The sequence below is a fragment of the Sphingomonas sp. genome, assembly GCF_013816785.1.
Taxonomy (GTDB): Bacteria; Pseudomonadota; Alphaproteobacteria; order Sphingomonadales; family Sphingomonadaceae; genus Sphingomicrobium.
In genome coordinates this window covers 1-19,487 of sequence record NZ_JACDDV010000041.1, presented here as the reverse complement: position 1 = coordinate 19,487, position 19,487 = coordinate 1, and the positions used below count along the sequence as shown (strand labels likewise).

Genomic DNA, 19,487 nt, shown 5'->3' with positions numbered 1-19,487 from the left:
TGTTCGAGGTCGGGACGCGCGTCTGGCTGATCCTGCCGGGCCGTGAGCGGGCCAATGCGCTGGTCCGCTGGATTGCCGGCAAGAAAATCGGTGCAGAGTTTGCCGAGCCGATCTCGCTCGAAGGTCTTGACGTCTGATCTTCGTGTCCCGGTTCGGGCGACGGCGCGGCAGCGACGGCCAGCAATGCAACCCAAACTTCTTTCGGTCGTTCAACGAGCGAGAGGAACTTTTTCATGGCATCCGTCCCGACGCTCAGAGACCTGCGTAAGACGCACGATCCCGCCGGACGTGGATATCACGCCGTCTATCGCGAACATCAGATCAATCATTGCCCTGGCTGCGGCCGGACGCACTGGCTAATCGGACGCATGTCGGCCGAGTGCGCGTTCTGCTCCACGGCCCTTCCGTTGGCCGAGGCGAGCATGCGCTCGCACAACAGCCCGGCGGTCATTCAGCACAAGAACCGCAACGTCGCCCCCGCCTGGGCTGCTTAAGGTTTGGCGATTACGTATTTGACAAACCCAAGTTGATCGGGTAGGACTGACGGCAAGGAGCAATGCCGCTATGTCCGTTTTATCCCAGCCTCGCTTTCACGACGAAGCCAAGGCTTTCGAGTATCTGGAAAGCATGATCTGGACGGACGGCGTGACGTGCCCGCACTGCGGCGTTGTCGGTGGTCGCATCTACAAGCTGGACGGTGTTCGCGGCAAGCCGAGCAAGAAGTGCCCCAAGGGCGCGATCCGTTACGGTCTCAAGAAGTGTGGCGAGTGCCGCAAGCAGTTCACGGTCAAGGTCGGGACCGTGTTCGAGGACGCGAAGCTGCCCTTGCATATAATGCTCCAGGCCGTTCATTTGATGATTTCGAGCAAGAAGGGCATCAGCTCGCACCAGCTTAGCCGCGTCCTTGAAATTCAGTATAATTCGGCGTGGTTCCTGTCGCATCGCATCCGTGAAGCGCTGCGCTCCGGGGAACTTGCGCCTTTCGGTTCAGGCGGTGGTATTGTCGAGGTTGACGAGACTTTTATTGGCCGCATCAAGGGCGCACCGAAAAAGCGCGCCTTCCATCACAAGATGAAGGTGCTGGCGCTAATCGACCGCGACTCTGGCATCGCCCGTACGATGATTGTGGATAATGTGAGCGCTGCCACCCTTATGCCGATCGTTCGTGCCAACGTTGCTCGCGAAGCCACGATCATGACCGACGAACACAATGCCTATCGTTCTGTCCGCAGGGAGTTTGCAGGCCACGGCACGACCAATCATAACGCGGGCCAGTATGTCGATCTGACCGACCGCACTATCCACAGCAACACCGTGGAAGGCTATTTCAGCATCTTCAAGCGCGGCATGAAGGGCGTCTACCAGCATTGCGGCGAGCAGCATCTTCATCGCTATCTCGCCGAGTTCGAGTTCCGTTACAATACTCGCACCGCCAATGGCTTTGATGATCGCGCCCGCGCAATCCAAGGCCTCAAGGGTATCGTAGGAAAGCGGCTGACGTATGGGGTCTCTAACTAAAGATAAGCGCGAAGAAGCCCAATCTGAGCGGCAAAACAAACGAAAGCGCAAAGTTAGACCAAAGTCACGCTTGACAGGCAAAGCGTAAACATGCTCCATAAGCGAACGGCCCACTCCGTCGATGATTCGATGGGGCAGGCCGTTTAATCGCGGGTCTTGGCTTGGTCGCCAAACTGTTGCCAAAACCCGCACTTATGAAGGAGGCCAACTTGGCCGATCACCTGGACTCTGTCAAGGGTCTGGCGAAGCAATTCCGCGCGTGGTCTCAAACCGTATCCGACGCGGGCGCGGCGTCTCGCCACACCCAGAATGCTAATCTGCTCGACGCGATAATAGCGGAGCTAGAGCAATTGCGGCGAATAACGCAGCCAATCCCAGAATCCTACGGCGACCTGAGTGATCTGCCACCTGAGCTCCTTAAGGAGCTTAGCGGCATCAAGGCGGACGACCGAGAGCAGCAACTTTTCACGATCATCAAAAGCGGCGATGATGTCGAACTCGACGCCATCCTGATCGAACTCTGGCGGCGCTTCAAAGTCGTCGAGAGTCGCAAGTTTCTGCAAAACAAACTCTGGCGTATGGCACAGAAGGGCATGATCTGGACCGTCGCGGGTAAGAAGGGAGTTTACACGGCCACAAAGCCAGAGGCGATACGCGTCCGTCCACCGCCCGCTACGTTCGACACCGACCTAGATGATGACGTGCCTTTTTGATGTGCGAACGCCCCGCCTTTTGAGCGGGGCGTCCTGAGTGTGGGCCTACCTTGGTAGGGGCGTTCCGGCTACCCACCTGACGCGCCGAGGGTTCGATCCCCTCTAGGTCCACCAACTCTTCCGCTATATATAGCGGCGAGGACGATTTACCGCAACGGTATAAAGGAATCGTTATGTCCGCCGAAGGCAAAACCCAACTCGACAAGTTCAAGCAGGCCGCCCGCGATCTGGGGACGGACGACGACGAGGCGCGTTTTGATGAGCGCGTGCGAAAGTTGGTGAAGCATAAGCCGGTGGAGAAACCAGAATGAACACCGATCCGTCAGTGATCCTCACCATTGCTGGGATCATTATCGGCATCACTTATTGCGTCGTGGAGATCGTGGGCGACATCCGCGTGAAGCGATACGCCCATGCGGCTTGGGGCATAGTAACAGGACTCGTTCTGATCCAAATGGCATGGATCGTTCACTGGCTCGCTGGCTAAATACCTGGTTTGTCAAATACGTAATCGCCTAAGGTTTGGGCATCGCCCGCACGGGCACGCCGACATTGCATAGATCGACACCGCCGGCGGGACGGATGAAAAAATCGTCCCGCCGGTTCGCGCGTGCGTGACGATAGGCGCCGAACGAGAGACCGCCGAGATATTCAAAGCGCGGTCGTTCGACGGCGGGCAAGTCGGCGGCCAGCCGCGCGCGGACGATCGGCACGTCCGACGACCGATCCTTATAAAAGCCGAGCGCTTCGGTGCCGCGCGGCAACGATGACATGGCCTCGAACCCCGATACGATCCGCCCGACAAGCGCAATGTTGCGATCGAGGTGGCGGGGCGCATGACCGATGACCGCGTACAGCTCCCCTCCGGTCCCGGTGTCGGGCAAAAGGTCTCGCCCGACGCCAACCATCGCATAGCAATGGGCAAGGTTGGCAGTCCCGCCCCTGCGGTCGAAAGCGACCGGCCAGCCGCCGGCGAAGCCTGCGGCGGGGGCATAGGCATCGGGCGAACCGAGCGGCGTGATCGCGAGGCCAGCCAGCCGCCGCGAATATTCGGCCGGGGGTTTGGCGACGACCCCCTTGGGCGGCGGCTTGCCGCTATCATTATTACCCCACTGAACGACGTAATTGTCCTGCACCCGGTAGATTTTGGCGCCGTCCCACCAGCCGCCCCGCGCCAGCGTGCGGATGTTGGCGACATGGACCGGAGCGAAGGCCGGCGCGAGCTGCATCACCACCCGGCGATTCCCGGCGAAGTCGAAGACCAGCAGGTCGTCGGCGGCGATTTCGCGCCAGTCGGACCGCGGCGCGGTGGCGATAATCTCACTTGGGGTCTTCGGCTTAGCGGGCGGCGCCGCTCCTATCAGCAAGGGTAGCAGGGCCAAGGCAACGAAACGGCGCATGTCATTCCCCTCGATCTGTTCGGAACCGAGCATTGCCGTCTCCCCATCGCCGCGCAAGCCCGCTAGGGAAGCGGCCATGTATCTTGCCACGCTGATGCTGCTCGGGTCGGGCGAGCTGGGCCGCGAAGTCGCGATCGCTGCCAAGCGGCTCGGCTGCAGGGTGATCGCCTGCGATCGCTACGACGATGCCCCGGCGATGCAGGTCAGCGACGCGCGCGAGGTGTTTTCGATGCTCGACGGGGCGGCGCTGCGGGCGGCGGTCGAGAAGCATCGACCCGACCACATCGTCCCCGAAATCGAGGCGATCGACACCGCGATGCTGGGCGAGCTCGAGCGAGAAGGCTGGCATGTCGTGCCCTCGGCCAAGGCGGTGCAGCTGACCATGAACCGCGACGGTATCCGCGACTTTGCGGCGAAGGAGCTCGGCCTGACGACCTCGCGCTACCGCTTCGCCGAGACGCGCGAGGCGGCGGTCGCGGCGGCGAGCACGGTCGGCCTGCCGGCGGTGGTCAAGCCGGTGATGTCGTCGAGCGGAAAGGGTCAAAGCATCGCGCGAACCGAAGAGGATCTGGGAACCGCGTATGATTATGCAGTCGCCAATATGCGCGGCGACCGGCCGCGCGTCATCGTCGAGGAATTCATCGATTTCGACGATGAGATCACGCTGCTGACCGTCGCGACCAAAGACGGCGTGATGTTCTGCCGGCCGATCGGCCATCGCCAGGAAGCCGGCGATTATCGCGAGAGTTGGCAGCCGGCGGCGATTGACGTTGCAGTACTGGCCTCGGCCGAGGAGCAGGCCGCCAGGGTGGTCGCGGCGCTCGGCGGACACGGCCTGTTCGGAGTCGAATTCTTCATCGCCGGCGGCCGTGCGATCTTCTCCGAGCTGAGCCCGCGGCCGCACGACACCGGCATGGTGACGCTGATTGGGCAGTCGCCCAACGAATTCGAGCTGCATGTCCGCGCCATCCTCGGCCTGCCGATCCCAACCATTGAGCTGGCGGGCCCGTCAGCCTCGGCGGTGATCCTTGCCGACAGGGAAAGCCGGGACTTCGGCTTTTCGGGCGTGGACGAAGCGCTGGCCGACGGCGCTGAGATCCGCCTGTTCGCCAAGCCCAACACGCTCAGGAACCGGCGAATGGGGGTGGCGCTGGCGCGTGACAACCATGTCGATAAAGCGCGTGCGCGGGCCGTCGGGGCGGCGGCGAAGATCCAGATCGACTATCGCACCTAAGTATATTGCATAAATATTCAGTGAATAGCATATGCCGCCGATGATTCGTGTTTCGATCCTCGGCGCCTCCGGCTATGTCGGCGGCGAGCTGATGCGGCTGATCGCGGGTCATCGCGCGTTGGAGGTCGGCGTCGCGTTCGGTGCTTCGGCGGCGAGCAAGCCGGTCGCGGACCTGCACCCGCACCTTGGGCTCGCCTATCCGGAAATGCATTTCGCCGAATGGGACGCGGCGCTGCTCAGGGGAAGCGACCTGATCTTGGCCGCGCTTCCCCATGGTGAAACTCAGCGCTTTGCCGACGATCTGCTCGCGCCGGGAGTTCCACTGGTCGACCTCGGGGCCGACTTCCGGCTGGACAGCGCCGGCGAATATGAACGCTGGTATGGCAAGCCGCACGCTCGCCCTGACCTGCTCGGCAGCTTCCACTATGGGCTACCCGAATTTTTCCGTGAAGCGATTGCCGGCTCGAAGCGAGTCGCCGCGCCCGGCTGCTATCCGACTGCGGCCAACCTGGCGCTGCGCCCGCTGCTCGAAGCCGGCGTGGTCGAGCGCGACGGCATCATCGTCGATGCCGCCTCTGGGGTCAGCGGCGCCGGGCGCTCGGCCGACGCGGCGACGCATTTCTGCGCGGTCGAGGGCAATTTGAAAGCCTATGGTTTGCTCAACCACCGCCACACCGCCGAGATGGAAATGGTCTGCGACGCCCGGGTCCTGTTCACCCCGCACCTCATGCCGGCGAGCCGCGGCATCCTCGCCACCTGCTACGCCAGGGCCAATGGTCCTTGCGATCCGTTGGCTATCCTTCGGGAGGCTTATGCGGGCGAGCGCTTCGTCCACGTCGGCGAAGCACTACCCGAAACCAAATGGGCGACCGGCAGCAACGCTGCCTTCCTGTCGGCACGTTACGACGAGCGCACCGGTACGGTCGTCGCGCTCGCCGCGATCGACAATCTCGGCAAGGGCGCGGCGGGTCAGATGATCCAATGCGCCAACCTCATGCTCGGTCTCGAGGAAGACGCGGGCCTTACGAATATCGGAGTCTATCCATGAGTGTGACCGCAGCCGAAGGATTTGTCGCGGCGGGCTGTCACGCCGGGGTCAAGCGCAAGCGGCTCGACTATGCGCTGCTCGCCACCGACGATGGCCGGCCGGTACCGACCGCGGCGGTGTTCACCCAGAACAAGTTTCGCGCGCCCCCGGTCGAGGCCAGCCTAGAGCGGCTGAAGATGTCGGGGGGGATGGCGGCAGGAGTGGTGGTCAATTCGGGCAATGCCAATGCCGGAACCGGCAGGTCCGGTCGCGCCGATGCCGAGGCAATGTGTGTGACGGCGGCCGAGGGCGTCGGCTGCCGGGCAGAAGAAATGCTGGTTTGCTCGACCGGGTTGATTGGGATTTCATTGCCGATTGATAAGCTGCTCGACGCGACGCCAAAGCTGGCCGCGAAACTGTCGCGTGCCGGCCATGTCGAGGCGGCCAAAGGCATCCTCACCACCGACACGTGCCCCAAGGAGGCGGTGGTCGCGGGTGACGGTTTCACGGTCGGCGGGATGGCCAAGGGCTGCGGGATGCTGGCGCCCAACATGGCGACGATGCTCGCCTTCCTGACGACCGACGCCAGCCTGTCGCCTGCCGAGTTGCAGCCGATCCTGGCCCGCGCGGCCCAAGCGACCTTCAACTGCCTGATTACCGACGGCGCGACGTCGACCAACGACACGGTGATGCTGTTCGCCAGCGGGCGGAAGGGGCGGCCCGACCTGGCTGGGTTCGAGGATGCCGTACGGCAATGTTGCGAGGAACTGATGCTGGGGATGGCGCGCGATGCCGAGGGCATGACCAAGCTCGTCGTCATCCGCGTCACCGGCACCTTGAACGACGCCGAGGCGCGCACCGTCGCGAGGTCGATCGGCAACAATCAGCTGATCAAATGCAGCTGGTACGGCGCCGACGCCTATTGGGGCCGTCTGCTGGCCGAGGCAGGATCGTGCGGGGTCGAGTTCGAGAGCGAGAAGGCCAGCGTCTCTTACGGCGGAATGAAGGTCGCCGCAGCGGGGGTTAAAATCCCACACGATGCCGATGCGGTTATAGCCCATATGCGCGGCGGTGAAATCGACATCCACATCGATCTAGGTGTCGGCCGCGGCGCCGGCCGTGCGGTCTCGGTCGATCTCGGCCCCGGTTACATCAAGGAAAATGCGGCGACATCATGATCACGCCCAACGAGACCGCCGCGCTGCTGATCCAGGCGCTGCCCTATATCCGCCGCTTCACCGGCAAGGTGGTGGTGGTCAAGGTCGGCGGCCTGCCGATGACCGATCCAGCGGCGGCGCGCAGCCTGGCCAAGGACGTGCTGTTGCTCCACTCGGTCGGCATCCGCACCGTCTTGGTCCATGGCGGCGGCCCGCAGATCGACGAGCAGATGAAGCGCATAGGAAAGGCTCCCGAATTCCGGGACGGCCTGCGCGTCACCGACCGCGAAACGCTCGATATCGTCCGCATGGTGCTGGTCGGCAAGATCAACCGCGAGCTGGTCAGCGCGGTCAACGCGTTGGAGCCGGTCGCTGTCGGGGTGGCGGGCGAGGATGGGCGATTGCTCGAGACGACCCAAGTCGATCCAGCGCTCGGCTTTGTCGGCAAGGTCGGCCGCGTCCGTGCCGGACTGCTCCACGCCTTGCTCGACGACGGTCTGATCCCGATCGTGTCGACCGTCGGCGCCGACAGGAGCGGCCAGCCCTACAACGTCAACGCCGATGATGCGGCACGGGCGATCGCCGTGGCGATGAAGGCGGAAAAAATCATCTATTTGACCGGCGCGCCGGGCCTGCTCGCCGATCCGGCCGACCCGGCCAGCCTGGTCCACCGCCTGACCGTTGCCGAAGCGAGGCGGAGCATCGCCGACGCACATGTCACCGGCGGCATGATCCCAAAACTGTCGGCTTGCGCCGAGGCGGTCGCCGGCGGAGTCGCCAGCGCGCATATGATCGATGGCCGTACCGAGCACGCCATTCTGGTCGAGCTGTTCACCGACGAAGGCATTGGCACGATGGTTTGCGGAGAGGCATGAAATGGCGGGCAAGAAACCGCGCCAGCGCATGATCGCCGACTGGCTACGCGAGCATCGGGTTGGCAGCCAGGAAGAGATCGTCGCCCGCCTGTCACTGGCCGGAATGGCGGCAACCCAGGCGACGGTCAGCCGCGACCTGATCGAACTGGGCGCGGTCAAGCTCAAACGCGAGGGCAGGATCCGCTATGTAATGCCCGACAATGTTGACGCGGGCCACGCCGCGGCCAAGCTCGACCGGCTGCTCTCCGAATGGGTCGACGCGATCCTGACCGCGGGTCCGCTGCTGGTGCTTAAGACGCCGCCGGGGTCGGCCAACTTGGTTGCCAATGCGCTCGATGCGGCGGGGATCGCCGAGATTGCGGGAACGATCGCCGGCGACGACACGATCTTCGTCGCGCTGGCCGATGGGGTGAACCCCGATGCCGTGGCGGCGTTGTTGCAGCAGCGCCGCGCCGCCGGTTGAGCCGCGGCTCAGGGAGAATGACGATGCTTCGATCCGCGTTGCTGCTTGCCCTCCTTCTGGCCGCGGGATGTGGCAAAGAAAAGGTGCCGACGGCGCCCAAGCCCGACATCATGGTCAGAAGCGAGCATCAAAAGCAGCTACTCAAATTGAACGATTTCGACCGCGCCATCGCGTTGAAGCGCGCGATCCTGGAGCAGGGCATGACCTGCAAGCAGCTGGTCAAGACCGGCTATGTCGGGCGCTACAAGAATATGGACCTGTGGACGGCGACCTGCAGCGACAAGCGCCAGTGGGGCCTGTTCATCAGCGCCAACGACAGCGTCCAGGTGCGCCCGTGCGAGGACAATGCGCAGCTTGGCCTGCCCGCCTGCACGATAAAGCCCGGCACCGAGGGCGGTACCGGGCTGGATCGGGTCAAGACGAAGGGCGCGACCTGAATTAGTCGCAGCGGCGCGTCTCTTTATATTCGCCCGACGGTGTCTTTTCCTTGAGGGTGACGCACTTGCCCTGGCGAATTTCCTCGCGCCAGCTGCCGTCGGCGTTGACCTGCTTCTGCCCCTTGGGAACGCGTTTGCCGTCCTTGATCTCGTAGTTCCAGCTCTGCGGAGTCGATTGGTCGCCCGCCGATTGCGCATAGGCGGCGCCGGCCATCGTCGCCGCAAAGGCGACCCCGGTCACCGTCAGAACGATTGTCATCGTGCGTGTCATCTTCAACACTCCTTACGCGTTTATATACCGCGAACCAGCTTAACGGGCGCTGAAAAAACGCTTCATCGACAAAAACGCTCGAATCGCCCTAATTATGCCATTGCCACGCGATTTCGCCCCCGCCCGACGGATCGGACAGGGGCGATTAGTGATCTCGATGAAAGGGAGGGCCGGCCTCGGTTCGGGGGCTTAGCCTTGTCTCGCTTTGAAACGGCGGTTGGTCTTGTTGATGACATAGGTCCGGCCGCGACGGCGAATTACCCGGCAGTCGCGATGGCGCGACTTCAGCGACTTCAGGGAATTGCGAATCTTCATGGCCGGAACGCCTGCCTTCGTAAAAATTATAGGGTGTCGGAGGTTCGTGAAACCGGCGGTCCCCCTATGGCGGGGGGCAGGCGAAGTCAAGGTCGGCGGGGCGTCCCCGCGGGCCGACGCGGTCCGTTCACGTCATAAAGGTCGCCGAAATAGTCGTTCGTCAGCCACATCGGCCGTTGCGGCGCGTCGGCCATGGCCCGGGCGATGCGGTAGTTGAGCACGGCGTAGCGCCCGCCCGCCTGCCAATCGATCGGCTGCGTCAGGTCATCGTTGACCGAATGATAGGTCGATTCCAGAAAGTCCTTCCACTTGGCCTTGCCGCCATTGGCATGCCCGGTCATCAGCAGCACCGCTGGAATGCCGCGCTTGACGAACATATAATGATCGGAACGAACGAAGATTGCCTCCTCGGGCATCGGGTCGGGACTCATCGCGACATTCATCGACGAGCCGGCCTCAGCGACCGTCGCGCCGATGGTCGAATGGTCGGCGCCGAACGCGGTGACGTCGGTGAACGGGTAGAGCAGCAGCGGCATGTCGAGATCGACCAGCCCGACGATGCTCGATGCCGTCACGGTCGGGTGATTGGCGTAATAGCTGGCCCCCAGTAGCCCGCGCTCCTCGCCGGTATTGGCGATAAACAGGATCGAGCGCTTCGGTCGCGCCGGCTGCGCGGCGAACAGGCGCGCCGCCTCAAGCATCGTCGCCACCCCGGCGGCATTGTCGAGCGCGCCGTTGTAGATCGCGTCCTCACCCAGTTTGGCGTTGGGCTTGATCCCCAGATGATCGAGGTGGCCCATCAGCACGACATGCTCGGCGGCAAGCACCGGGTCCGAGCCCCTGAGCAGCCCGATCACCTCGGGACTGGTGAAATCCTCCCACTTGGCGTCGGCCTCGACCGCGATCGTAGGCGTCAAGGCGAAGCCGCGCGGGCGCCCCTTGCCCTTGACCGCGGCGCGGACCGCGGCGAGCGATTTTGGGGCGCCTTCGAACAGACGCGCCGCCCACTCGCGCGAGAAGGATATTATAAGTTCGAGCCCGGGAGGCGTCGTCCCTGCGCGGCCCGCCGAATCGACCCAATCGATCCGCGGCCGGGAGGCGCGTTGCACCGGATCCGCCTCCCCGGCCCGTCCCCCGCGGCCGCCTATTCCGACGAAACCGACCGCACCGGCGGCGGCGGCCATCTCATCCTTGGTCGATTTGAGGTGCGCGGCGATGTCGCTCGGCAGTCCCGTCGGCGTGCCGTCGAGCGCGACGACGATCTTCCCGCGGACGTCGAGGCCGCGATAATCGTCGAAGCCGAAGCGCGTGTCTTTCAAGCCATAGCCGACGAAGACCAGGCCCGCGCTTCGCCTGATTTGTTTGGCGGTAACGCTCGGCCGCAGCGAAGCGTCTTTACCCTGCTCGAGCACCACCGGCTTGCCGCCAATCGTCAGCGTCAGGCGCGGCGGCTTGTCGAACGAGGCCCGGCGAAACGGCACCTGCTGGTACCAGCTTCCCTTGTCGCCCGCGGGCTCAAGACCGATCGCCCGGAATTGCCCCGCGACATAATCGGCCGCGATGGCGTGCCCGCGCGATCCGGTGTCGCGTCCCTCCAGCCGATCGGAGGCGAGGAACTCGACGTCGGCCCGCACCCGCCGGGCGATCGCCTCGTCGACCGGGGGCGGCGGGGCGGCGACGGCGGCGACAGCCAGGCCGAGGGCAGTCAGGGCAGATATGATACGCATGGCGCCTCGCTATCGGACGGCAGGGGGCCGCGCCAGTGCCTCGGTCGGCCGTTTGTCGAAAGCCAGGTTTGCCGTTCGCCGCACTCGGCCTTATCAGGGCCGCGATTCTTCATTTCCATCCAGCACCAGGGGACTTCATGACCATCACGATCTCGAGCGCGTTCGACGCCGGCAACATTCGCGTCGTCGGGCAAAGCGGCGACACGGTGGACCTGGAAATCGTCAAGGATCATATGAGCGATTTCCATCAATGGTTCCACTTCCGCCTGGCTGGCGCTGGCGGCCGCGAAGTAACGCTCAACATCGTCAATTGCGGCAGCGCCGCCTACCCCGACGGCTGGCCCGACTATAAGGCTTGCCTGTCGCTCGATCGCGAGGATTGGGCGCGCATTCCCGACACCAGCTATGCCGACGGCACGCTGACGATCCGCTTCACGCCCGAGACCGACCTTGTCTGGATCGCTTATTTCGCGCCCTATTCGATGGAGCGGCACCACGATCTGGTATCGACGCTGGCCGCACTGCCCGGAGTCGAATATCGCAGCCTCGGCAAATCGCTCGACGGGCAGGACATCGATTGCCTGACTTTCGGCGAAGGAGATCTCACCGTGTGGCTCTACGCCCGCCAGCATCCCGGCGAGACGATGGCCGAGTGGTGGATGGAGGGCGCGCTCGAAAAGCTGACCGATCCGGACGATCCGATCGCGCGCGTGCTGCGCCGCGACTGCACCTTCCACGTCGTACCCAACATGAATCCCGACGGATCGCGGCGCGGACACCTTCGTACCAATGCGGTCGGCGTCAATTTGAACCGCGAATGGCATGCGCCGTCGGCCGAGAAGAGCCCCGAGGTGCTGTGCGTGCGCGGCGCGATGGACGAAACCGGGGTCGACTTTGCGATGGACGTTCACGGCGACGAGGCGATCCCGGCCAATTTCCTTGCTGGGTTCGAAGGCATTCCGTCGCTAACGCCCGATCAGTCGCGGCTGTTCGCCCTGTTCAGCGATACGCTGCAGCGCCTCTCGCCCGATTTCCAGACGCGGCAGGGCTATGAGATTCTCCCGGCCGGCCAAGCCAATATGTCGATGTCGACCACCCAGCTGGCCGAGCGGTTTGGCTGCGTCTCGATGACGCTGGAAATGCCGTTCAAGGATAATTTCGACCTGCCCGATGAAGTCTATGGCTGGAGCCCCGAACGCTCCAAATACCTCGCCGGGTCGTGCCTCGATTCGCTCCACGCGATCCTGCCCGAACTTCACAAGGCCAGGGCGAACAAGGCCGAGTTGGAGAAGGCCGAGGCCTGATGCCGACGCTGGTTCTCCTCCGCCACGGCCAGTCGCAATGGAATCTCGAAAACCGCTTCACCGGCTGGTGGGACAGCGACCTCACCGAGAAGGGCATCGCCGAAGCCCGCGAGGCCGGCACGCTGCTTGCCGCCAGGGGCTTCGACTTCGACCGCTGCTTTACCAGCGTCCAGACGCGGGCGATCCGCACGCTCCATCTCGTGCTCCACTCGATGGACCGACTGTGGCTGCCGGTGAGCAAGGACTGGCACCTAAACGAGCGTCACTATGGCGGGCTGACCGGCCTCAACAAGGCCGAGATGATCGCCAAGGTCGGAGTCGAACAGGTCAAGATCTGGCGGCGCTCGTTCGACATCCCGCCGCCCCCGCTCGAGGCCGACAGTCCCTATCAGGTCGGCGCCGACCGCCGCTACGCCGGGATCGCGATCCCTCGGGCCGAAAGCCTTAAGGACACGATCGTCCGCGTTCTTCCCTATTATGACGCGGACATCGTCCCGGCGCTCAGGCGCGGCGAACGGGTGATCGTCGCCGCCCACGGCAATTCGTTGCGCGCGCTGGAAAAGCATTTGTCGAACATCGCCGATGCCGACATCGTCGGGCTGGAAATCCCGACCGGCCAGCCCATCGTTTATGAGCTTAACGACGATCTGTCGGTCCGAGATCGTTATTATTTAAGCGAGCGCTAGGCCGCAGCATCTGGCCGCAGCCGCGCCCTAACGGACTGCCCCCGGCAGTCCTAGGCTGCGGCTTTAACCCGGTACATCGCCTGGTCGGCGCGGGCGAGGACGATGGCCGGCGTGTCGCCCTGCTCGATCAGGGTCAGGCCGATCGCCACCGACAGCGGCATCTCCATCCCCTGGTAAAGACAGTCCTCGCCGGCGATGGTGTCGACCAGCCGCTCGGCGATCTCCAGCGCAACCTCCTCGTCGGCATGGTCGAGCAAAACACAATATTCGTCGCCGCCGAGCCGCGCGACCGTGTCGTTTGAGCGGGTGCCGGCGAGCAATTTCTCAGCAACATGGATTAGGGCCGCGTCACCGCCGCCATGGCCGAAGCTGTCGTTCAATATCTTGAGATCGTCGAGATCGACGAACAGCACCGCGGCCGGAATGCCATGGCGATGGTACCGGGCGATCATCGCCTCCAGATCGCGCATCATGCCGCGGCGGTTGGCAAGCGGGACCAGCGGGTCGCGGTGAGCCAGCGCGTCGAGCTCGTCGACCCGGCCCTGCAGCCGCTCGACTTCGCCACGCAGACGCGCAATCTCTTCGACCAAGGTCGCCGGATCGCTGCCCTGTTCCGTAACTTCGTGCATGGTTACTTCCCGCTGTCGGAAGACGGCATAATCGAGATTCACCATTTTGTGGATTCCCAATTCGCCGCTGTCCCGGATTGCGCCAGTCGCCACGCGCCTTTAAACCGCCCGTCTAGCAAACGGGGCGAAGGTGATACGCGAACATGGCCGATCCGATCGTCGGCATCATCATGGGCAGCCAGTCCGACTGGGAGACGATGCGCTACACCGCCGAGACGCTTGAGGCGCTCGGCGTGGCCCATGAAGTGCGGGTGGTGTCGGCCCATCGCACGCCCAAGCGGCTCTATGACTATGCCGCCGCGGCCCAGGGTCGAGGGCTCAAGGCGATCATTGCCGGGGCCGGCGGCGCGGCGCATTTGCCCGGCATGGCGGCGTCGATGACCGCGCTACCGGTGCTCGGCGTGCCGATCGAGAGCAAGGCGCTGAAGGGCATCGACAGCCTGTTGTCGATCGTCCAGATGCCGGCCGGAATCCCGGTCGGGACACTGGCGATCGGCAAGCCCGGTGCGATCAACGCGGCATTGCTCGCCGCGGCGATGCTGGCGACGACCGACGAAGTGCTTGCCGGGCGGTTGGCCGAGTGGCGAGCGAAGCAGACCGCCGCGGTTCCCGAGCAACCTGAGTGATTTGGCCGGAATGACGCTGGCGCCGGGGTCCACCATCGGCATCGTCGGCGGCGGCCAGCTCGGCCGGATGATGGCGATGGCTGCGGCTCAGTTGGGCTATCGCTGCCATATCTTCGACCCCCACCGCCGCCCTTGCGCGGCCGAAGTCGCGGCAGAGTTCACCCGCGCTGCTTTCGACGACGAGGCTGCCTTGTTTCGGTTCGCGGCCGCGTGCGACGTCGTCACTTACGAGTTCGAGAATTTGCCGATCGGACCGCTCTCCACGCTTGGCGACAAGCTTCGCCCCGACACGCGCAGCCTCGCCGTTTCGCAGGACCGGGCCGAGGAGAAGCGATTCCTTGCTGGTGTCGGCGCGCGCGTCGCGCCCTGGCGCGAAGTCGATGGCGCGGACGACGTCTTCGCGGCGCTAACCGAGCTCGGCGCGCCGATCCTGCTCAAGACCCGGCGGCTTGGCTATGACGGCAAGGGTCAGGCGTGGGTCGACGAACCCGGCGATGCCGAAGCGGCGTGGGAGTCGATCGGCCGCCAACCGGCGGTGGCCGAAGCGCGGGTAGCTTTCGACGCCGAGTTCAGCCTGATCCTGGCGCGCACCGAAGCCGGCGAGACACGCGCCTACCCGCTGACCCGGAACCAGCATGACGGCGGCATCCTGCGCCGCTCAAGCGTTCCGGCCGGACGGGCGATCGAAGCGCTGCGCGATGTCGCGCTCCGGTCCGCGACCGCCATCGCCGATGCGCTGGGCCATGTCGGCGTGCTGACCGTCGAATTTTTCGCCTGCCATGGCGAGGCGGTCGTCAACGAAATCGCCCCGCGCGTGCATAACAGCGGCCACTGGACCATCGAGGGCGCGCATACTTCGCAGTTCGAACAGCATCTGCGTGCGATTCTCGGCCTGCCTCTGGGCGATTCGGGGCTGGTCGCCGCGGGCGCGACGATGGACAATCTAATCGGCTCCGACGCCGAACGCTGGCCCGAATTGCTCGCCGAACCGGGCGCCTGCCTCCACCTCTACGGCAAGGGCGAGGCACGCGCCGGGCGCAAGATGGGGCATGTGACGCGGTTAGGACCGTCACGGGAGTAAATCCCGCCGGCGGCCCTGGCTCATCGCGCCTCTGCCACCGTCACCGGATAACCGAGCTTCGCCAGCTGCGGCCTGACCTTGGCCGCGTCGCCGACCACCACCCAGACCCAACCGCCCGGATCGACCGCGGCGCGGATCGCGGCGTCGAGGCCGGCGCGGTTCTGCGCGCGGAACTTGTCGGCCAGCGTCTCGTAATAATTGTCGGGCCGGCCGAGCAACGCATTGCTTTGCATTGCCGCCAGCACCGCCGCCGATGTCTCGAACTCGCCCGGCAATTCGCCGATCGCGTTGGTCACCGTCCGCTCCAGTTCCTCCTGCGTTACCCCCTGCTTGCCCAGGAAACCCCGGAACTGGGAATCGAGCGCCTTGATCGAATCGCCGGTGCGATCGGCCTGGACCGGAGCGCGGACCAGATAAGGCACGACCTGCTCGGTCAATTGCGTCCGTCCCGACACGCCGTAGGACCAGCCTTTGGTCTCGCGCAGGTCCATGTTGATCCGCGACAGGAAATTGCCGCCGAGCACGTCGTTGGCGTTGGTCAGCGAGGTCGTGTCGCTTTTGGGATCGACCGACGTCAATTGCCCGCCGTAGATGATCGACTGCGGCGATCCGGGCCGGTCGATCAAAACAATCCGCGGCGCGGTCGGGCGCGGCGGCAGCGCGCCGAACGCCTTCTTACCCAGTGGCGCGGCGGGCGCTTGCCATTGGCCGAAGCGCGCATCGAGCATCGGCTGAAGTTCGGCCAGAGGCAGGCTCGAAACCACGAAAACCTCGAGGTTGTCGGGCCTCAGCCAACGGTCGCGAAAGCCGATCAGATCATCGCGGCTGAACGCCTTGACCGCGGCGATGTCACCCAGGCTGGTGGTCGCATAGGGATGATTCTCGCCATAGAGCAGCGCCGGCAGCGCGCGCGAAGCGATCGAATTGGGCTCCTTCTGCGCCTGGGCAATGGCGGTCGCGGTTTGCGTCCGCAGCCGCTCAATGTCTCCCATATCGAAACTCGGTTGCTCGACGATCTTGGCGAGCAGGTCGAGCGAAGGCACTAGATTTGCGCTCAAGGCGGCCATCGTCACCGTGCTGCGGTCGGCCGAGCCGGTGGCGGCATAGGTCATGCCGAGCCGCTCGCGCTCCTCCGCGATCGCCTGCGAATTGAGGCCCGCGGCGCCCTCGTCGAGCATGCCGAGCGTCAAATTCTGCAAGCCTCGTGCGCCTGGGGCGTCGGCCGCGAAGCCGGCGTTGAACGACAGCGCCAACTGGGTCGTCGGCACGGCCGTCCGCTGTGCATAGGTCACGCGGACCCCGTTCGAAAGCGCCACGTGGGCGATGTCCGGGAAGTCGAGTGCGCCCGACTGGCCGATCGGCGGAACCGACCGCTTGACCTTTGGCGTGGCGATGTCGCGTGAGGCCTTCTTGGCTTTAAACTTGGTCTCATCATACGGCGGACGATCGCCCGGTTCGAGGCGGATGGTGAACGCCGGTCGGCTCAGCCATTGGGCGAACGCCGTCTTGATCGCGGCGGCGTCGACCGCTCCATATTGATCGAGCGTTCGGCGGTAATAATCGCTGTCGCCGGCATAGACCTGCCCTTCCGCCAACGCGACCGCCTTGCCGCCGAAGCCACCGACCGATTCCAGCCCGCGGATGCGGCCCGCAAGCTCGTTGGTCGCGGCGCGCTGCACTTCTTCCTCGGTCGGGCCATTGGCGATGAACTCGGCGAGAATTTGGTCGAGGCGCCGTTCGACCAGCGCCGGGTCGACGCCCGGCTTGACCGTCGCGCTGACCGAGAACATGCCGATCCGCTGAAACGGCTGGAGCCCGGCCGATACGTCTACCGCGATCTTCTCGTCGCGCACCAGGATACGGTCGAGCCGCGAGCTGGCGAGCCCGCCGAGGATCGACCCGCCGAGGTCGAGTGCAGCGAGTTGGTTCGACAGCAAGCCCGGCACCGCCCAATTCTTTTCGATCTGGGTCGCGGCAACGCGGTCCTTCATCACGATCGTCTTGGCTGCGGCCAAGGTCGGCACATCGGCCGCAGCCGGCGTGTTGACCGGGCCGCGCTTGATACCACCGAAATATTTCTCGACCAGCGGGCGCGCTTCGGCAGCGGTGATGTCGCCGGCCAAGACCAGCACGCTGTTGTTCGGGCCGTAATTGTCGATGAACCATTTCTTGACGTCGGCCAGGCTCGCCGCATCGAGGTCGGCCATCGAGCCGATGGTCGAATGGTGGTAGGGGTGCCCCGCCGGGAACAGCGCGTCGAGCACCTCATATTCGGTCAGGCCGCCGGGCGCGTTGTCGCCCTGCCTTTTCTCGTTCTGGACAACGCCGCGCTGATTATCGAGCTTCTCTTGCGTCACCGCGCCGAGCAGATAGCCCATGCGGTCCGACTCCATGAACAGCGCGCGGTCGATTGCAGCCTTGGGCACCGTCTCGAAATAATTGGTGCGGTCGAACCAGGTGGTGCCGTTGTAATCGGTCGCGCCGACTTGCTGCAGATAGGTGAAATAGTCACCCGGCAGATTGTCCGATCCGTTGAACATCAAATGCTCGAACAGATGGGCGAAGCCGGTCTTGCCCGTCGGCTCGTCCTTCGACCCGACATTGTACCAGGTGCTGACCGCAACCACGGGGGCCTTGTGATCCTCATGGACGATGACCGTCAGCCCATTGTCGAGCGTGAAAGTCTCGTGCGGAATGCTGATCTGACGAACCAACGAGGCGACCGGCACGGGTTCGGCCATTACAGAAGGGGCGGCCGCGACCGGTGGCGCGACTAGCGCCGGTTGGGCCGGTGGCGTGGTGGCACAGGCGGCGAGCAGCGACGCGCCGGAGAGGAGAAGGGCAAGGCGAGGATTACGCAAGAACATGAAAAAACTCCCGATGATCCGCCGGGAGCCTAAGGCCAAGTCGGGCCGATGCAACCGCCTTCAACCAGCGGCAAGCAGAGAGGGACCAACGGCGCCGCCGATGACAGCCCGTTTGCGAGATGCTAGCGGGCCGCGGATGGCTGACTTGTCCCGCATTCGTAACTTCTCGATTATCGCGCATATCGACCATGGGAAGTCGACGCTTGCCGACCGGCTGATCCAGACCACCGGCGGCCTCACCGCGCGCGAGATGTCGCCGCAGCTGCTCGACAATATGGAGATTGAGCAGGAACGCGGGATCACGATCAAGGCGCAGACGGTCCGCCTGGAATGGAAGGGCCCAGATGGCGAGCTATACGAGCTCAACCTGATGGACACGCCCGGCCACGTCGACTTCGCCTATGAAGTGTCGCGCAGCCTCGCGGCGTGCGAAGGCGCGCTGCTGGTGGTCGACGCGGCGCAGGGGGTCGAGGCGCAGACGCTGGCCAACGTCTACCAGTCGATCGAGCACGACCATGAAATCGTCCCGGTGATCAACAAGATCGACTTGCCCGCCGCCGAGCCGGAAAAAGTGCGGGCCGAAATCGAGGAAGTGATCGGGCTCGACGCGTCCAACGCGGTGCTGACCAGCGCGAAAAGCGGCATCGGCATCGAGGAATTGCTCGACGCGATCGTCGAGCGGATTCCGTCACCTAAAGGCGACAGGGACGCACCGACCAAGGCGATGCTGGTCGACAGCTGGTACGACCCCTATCTGGGCGTGGTCATCCTGGTCCGCGTCATGGACGGCGCGATCAAACGCGGTCAGCAGATCAAGTTCATGGCCACCGGGACGATGCACCTGGTCGACCGCGTCGGCTGCTTCCGCCCCAAGATCGAGCAATTGAACGAGCTCCAGGCCGGCGAAATCGGCTTCATCACCGCCCAGATCAAGGAGGTCAGCCAGACCGCGGTCGGCGACACCATCACCGATGCCAAGCGCCCCACGCCAACCGCCCTGCCCGGCTTCAAAACCGTCCAGCCGGTCGTGTTCTGCGGCCTGTTCCCGGTCGACGCGGCGGACTTCGAGAAGCTGCGCGACAGCCTCTATAAATTGCGCCTCAACGACGCCAGCTTCAGCTTCGAGACCGAGAGCAGCGCCGCGCTCGGCTTCGGCT

22 protein-coding genes are annotated in these 19,487 nt (G+C 64.4%); 16 read left to right on the top strand and 6 right to left on the bottom strand.

Features of this window, described 5'->3' with window-relative positions:
* The first annotated feature begins 233 nt into the window (after positions 1–233).
* From H0W65_RS09165 to H0W65_RS09145, 5 genes are all read left to right on the top strand, one after another.
* Positions 234–494, top strand: a complete 261-nt coding sequence (locus H0W65_RS09165) for a hypothetical protein (protein ID WP_294006739.1) — start codon at positions 234–236, stop codon at positions 492–494.
* Positions 495–564: 70 nt separating this feature from the next.
* Positions 565–1,518 (top strand): IS1595 family transposase, encoded by a 954-nt coding sequence (locus tag H0W65_RS09160; protein WP_294006736.1) that lies wholly within the window; start codon positions 565–567, stop codon positions 1,516–1,518.
* A gap of 209 nt (positions 1,519–1,727) precedes the next feature.
* On the top strand, positions 1,728–2,231 hold the full coding sequence (locus H0W65_RS09155; protein WP_294006733.1) for a hypothetical protein: 504 nt from the start codon (positions 1,728–1,730) through the stop codon (positions 2,229–2,231).
* Between the two features lie 173 nt (positions 2,232–2,404).
* The gene (locus tag H0W65_RS09150; RefSeq protein ID WP_294006730.1) at positions 2,405–2,542 is read left to right on the top strand and encodes a hypothetical protein; all 138 of its coding nucleotides are present in this window, start codon (positions 2,405–2,407) and stop codon (positions 2,540–2,542) included.
* Entirely contained in the window at positions 2,539–2,718 is a 180-nt protein-coding gene (locus H0W65_RS09145; protein WP_294006727.1) for a hypothetical protein, read from the top strand. The genes H0W65_RS09150 and H0W65_RS09145 overlap by 4 nt, the downstream gene beginning before the upstream one ends.
* A 28-nt stretch (positions 2,719–2,746) precedes the next feature.
* Here H0W65_RS09145 and H0W65_RS09140 read toward each other — a convergent pair whose 3' ends face one another.
* Positions 2,747–3,631: a peptidylprolyl isomerase gene (locus H0W65_RS09140; RefSeq protein ID WP_294006742.1), complete on the bottom strand. Its 885-nt coding sequence runs from the start codon at positions 3,629–3,631 to the stop codon at positions 2,747–2,749.
* Positions 3,632–3,707: 76 nt separating this feature from the next.
* Here H0W65_RS09140 and purT point away from each other — a divergent pair, with 76 nt between their 5' ends.
* The 6 genes from purT to H0W65_RS09110 are packed head-to-tail and all read left to right on the top strand — an operon-like array spanning position 3,708 to position 8,824.
* The gene (gene purT, locus H0W65_RS09135; RefSeq protein ID WP_294006724.1) at positions 3,708–4,865 is read left to right on the top strand and encodes a formate-dependent phosphoribosylglycinamide formyltransferase; all 1,158 of its coding nucleotides are present in this window, start codon (positions 3,708–3,710) and stop codon (positions 4,863–4,865) included.
* Between the two features lie 40 nt (positions 4,866–4,905).
* Positions 4,906–5,913 (top strand): N-acetyl-gamma-glutamyl-phosphate reductase, encoded by a 1,008-nt coding sequence (gene argC / locus H0W65_RS09130; protein ID WP_294006721.1) that lies wholly within the window; start codon positions 4,906–4,908, stop codon positions 5,911–5,913.
* Positions 5,910–7,070, top strand: coding sequence for a bifunctional glutamate N-acetyltransferase/amino-acid acetyltransferase ArgJ (gene argJ / locus H0W65_RS09125; protein WP_294006718.1), 1,161 nt, complete (start codon positions 5,910–5,912; stop codon positions 7,068–7,070). Before argC ends, argJ begins: the two co-directional genes overlap by 4 nt.
* Complete coding sequence (gene argB / locus H0W65_RS09120) at positions 7,067–7,924, top strand: acetylglutamate kinase (RefSeq protein WP_294006716.1); 858 nt, start codon at positions 7,067–7,069, stop codon at positions 7,922–7,924. The genes argJ and argB overlap by 4 nt, the downstream gene beginning before the upstream one ends.
* 1 nt (position 7,925) lies before the next feature.
* Positions 7,926–8,387, top strand: coding sequence for a hypothetical protein (locus tag H0W65_RS09115; protein WP_294006714.1), 462 nt, complete (start codon positions 7,926–7,928; stop codon positions 8,385–8,387).
* A gap of 23 nt (positions 8,388–8,410) precedes the next feature.
* Complete coding sequence (locus tag H0W65_RS09110; RefSeq protein WP_294006712.1) at positions 8,411–8,824, top strand: hypothetical protein; 414 nt, start codon at positions 8,411–8,413, stop codon at positions 8,822–8,824.
* A 1-nt stretch (position 8,825) separates the two neighbouring features.
* Here H0W65_RS09110 and H0W65_RS09105 read toward each other — a convergent pair whose 3' ends face one another.
* From H0W65_RS09105 to H0W65_RS09095, 3 genes are all read right to left on the bottom strand, one after another.
* Positions 8,826–9,095, bottom strand: coding sequence for a hypothetical protein (locus tag H0W65_RS09105; RefSeq protein WP_294006710.1), 270 nt, complete (start codon positions 9,093–9,095; stop codon positions 8,826–8,828).
* A 189-nt stretch (positions 9,096–9,284) separates the two neighbouring features.
* Positions 9,285–9,410 carry a type B 50S ribosomal protein L36 gene (ykgO, locus tag H0W65_RS09100; RefSeq protein WP_006833921.1) on the bottom strand — a complete coding sequence of 42 codons (126 nt, stop codon included), beginning with the start codon at positions 9,408–9,410 and terminating at the stop codon, positions 9,285–9,287.
* An 86-nt stretch (positions 9,411–9,496) separates the two neighbouring features.
* The gene (locus tag H0W65_RS09095) at positions 9,497–11,137 is read right to left on the bottom strand and encodes a M20/M25/M40 family metallo-hydrolase (protein WP_294006707.1); all 1,641 of its coding nucleotides are present in this window, start codon (positions 11,135–11,137) and stop codon (positions 9,497–9,499) included.
* Positions 11,138–11,274: 137 nt separating this feature from the next.
* Here H0W65_RS09095 and H0W65_RS09090 point away from each other — a divergent pair, with 137 nt between their 5' ends.
* Both H0W65_RS09090 and gpmA read left to right on the top strand, forming a co-directional pair.
* Positions 11,275–12,441 (top strand): M14-type cytosolic carboxypeptidase, encoded by a 1,167-nt coding sequence (locus H0W65_RS09090; RefSeq protein WP_294006704.1) that lies wholly within the window; start codon positions 11,275–11,277, stop codon positions 12,439–12,441.
* Positions 12,441–13,127: a 2,3-diphosphoglycerate-dependent phosphoglycerate mutase gene (gene gpmA, locus H0W65_RS09085; RefSeq protein ID WP_294006701.1), complete on the top strand. Its 687-nt coding sequence runs from the start codon at positions 12,441–12,443 to the stop codon at positions 13,125–13,127. The genes H0W65_RS09090 and gpmA overlap by 1 nt, the downstream gene beginning before the upstream one ends.
* Before the next feature lie 50 nt (positions 13,128–13,177).
* Here the strand turns inward: gpmA and H0W65_RS09080 are convergent, their stop codons facing one another.
* Entirely contained in the window at positions 13,178–13,849 is a 672-nt protein-coding gene (locus tag H0W65_RS09080; protein WP_294006699.1) for a GGDEF domain-containing protein, read from the bottom strand.
* A gap of 50 nt (positions 13,850–13,899) precedes the next feature.
* On the opposite strand from H0W65_RS09080, the gene purE reads away from it, so the two are divergent.
* Both purE and H0W65_RS09070 read left to right on the top strand, forming a co-directional pair.
* Positions 13,900–14,382, top strand: a complete 483-nt coding sequence (purE, locus tag H0W65_RS09075; protein WP_294006696.1) for a 5-(carboxyamino)imidazole ribonucleotide mutase — start codon at positions 13,900–13,902, stop codon at positions 14,380–14,382.
* 10 nt (positions 14,383–14,392) lie between these two features.
* Positions 14,393–15,463, top strand: a complete 1,071-nt coding sequence (locus H0W65_RS09070) for a 5-(carboxyamino)imidazole ribonucleotide synthase (protein WP_294006693.1) — start codon at positions 14,393–14,395, stop codon at positions 15,461–15,463.
* Between the two features lie 20 nt (positions 15,464–15,483).
* Here H0W65_RS09070 and H0W65_RS09065 read toward each other — a convergent pair whose 3' ends face one another.
* Positions 15,484–18,330 (bottom strand): pitrilysin family protein, encoded by a 2,847-nt coding sequence (locus H0W65_RS09065; RefSeq protein ID WP_294006690.1) that lies wholly within the window; start codon positions 18,328–18,330, stop codon positions 15,484–15,486.
* 136 nt (positions 18,331–18,466) lie between these two features.
* On the opposite strand from H0W65_RS09065, the gene lepA reads away from it, so the two are divergent.
* Positions 18,467–19,487 (top strand): translation elongation factor 4 (gene lepA / locus H0W65_RS09060; protein ID WP_294006687.1); only part of this gene is annotated, 1,021 nt, incomplete at its 3' end.

Excerpts from the sequence above, each read along its gene's own strand:
- H0W65_RS09165 (WP_294006739.1), top strand. The coding sequence starts at position 234 with ATGGCATCCGTCCCGACGCTCAGAGACCTGCGTAAGACGCACGATCCC.
- H0W65_RS09105 (WP_294006710.1), bottom strand. The coding sequence starts at position 9,095 with ATGACACGCACGATGACAATCGTTCTGACGGTGACCGGGGTCGCCTTT.
- H0W65_RS09150 (WP_294006730.1), top strand. The coding sequence starts at position 2,405 with ATGTCCGCCGAAGGCAAAACCCAACTCGACAAGTTCAAGCAGGCCGCC.
- H0W65_RS09070 (WP_294006693.1), top strand. The coding sequence starts at position 14,393 with ATGACGCTGGCGCCGGGGTCCACCATCGGCATCGTCGGCGGCGGCCAG.
- argJ (WP_294006718.1), top strand. The coding sequence starts at position 5,910 with ATGAGTGTGACCGCAGCCGAAGGATTTGTCGCGGCGGGCTGTCACGCC.
- H0W65_RS09145 (WP_294006727.1), top strand. The coding sequence starts at position 2,539 with ATGAACACCGATCCGTCAGTGATCCTCACCATTGCTGGGATCATTATC.
- gpmA (WP_294006701.1), top strand. The coding sequence starts at position 12,441 with ATGCCGACGCTGGTTCTCCTCCGCCACGGCCAGTCGCAATGGAATCTC.
- purT (WP_294006724.1), top strand. The coding sequence starts at position 3,708 with ATGTATCTTGCCACGCTGATGCTGCTCGGGTCGGGCGAGCTGGGCCGC.
- argB (WP_294006716.1), top strand. The coding sequence starts at position 7,067 with ATGATCACGCCCAACGAGACCGCCGCGCTGCTGATCCAGGCGCTGCCC.
- H0W65_RS09160 (WP_294006736.1), top strand. The coding sequence starts at position 565 with ATGTCCGTTTTATCCCAGCCTCGCTTTCACGACGAAGCCAAGGCTTTC.
- H0W65_RS09090 (WP_294006704.1), top strand. The coding sequence starts at position 11,275 with ATGACCATCACGATCTCGAGCGCGTTCGACGCCGGCAACATTCGCGTC.
- H0W65_RS09065 (WP_294006690.1), bottom strand. The coding sequence starts at position 18,330 with ATGTTCTTGCGTAATCCTCGCCTTGCCCTTCTCCTCTCCGGCGCGTCG.
- H0W65_RS09095 (WP_294006707.1), bottom strand. The coding sequence starts at position 11,137 with ATGCGTATCATATCTGCCCTGACTGCCCTCGGCCTGGCTGTCGCCGCC.
- H0W65_RS09110 (WP_294006712.1), top strand. The coding sequence starts at position 8,411 with ATGCTTCGATCCGCGTTGCTGCTTGCCCTCCTTCTGGCCGCGGGATGT.
- H0W65_RS09115 (WP_294006714.1), top strand. The coding sequence starts at position 7,926 with ATGGCGGGCAAGAAACCGCGCCAGCGCATGATCGCCGACTGGCTACGC.
- H0W65_RS09140 (WP_294006742.1), bottom strand. The coding sequence starts at position 3,631 with ATGCGCCGTTTCGTTGCCTTGGCCCTGCTACCCTTGCTGATAGGAGCG.
- ykgO (WP_006833921.1), bottom strand. The coding sequence starts at position 9,410 with ATGAAGATTCGCAATTCCCTGAAGTCGCTGAAGTCGCGCCATCGCGAC.
- purE (WP_294006696.1), top strand. The coding sequence starts at position 13,900 with ATGGCCGATCCGATCGTCGGCATCATCATGGGCAGCCAGTCCGACTGG.
- argC (WP_294006721.1), top strand. The coding sequence starts at position 4,906 with ATGATTCGTGTTTCGATCCTCGGCGCCTCCGGCTATGTCGGCGGCGAG.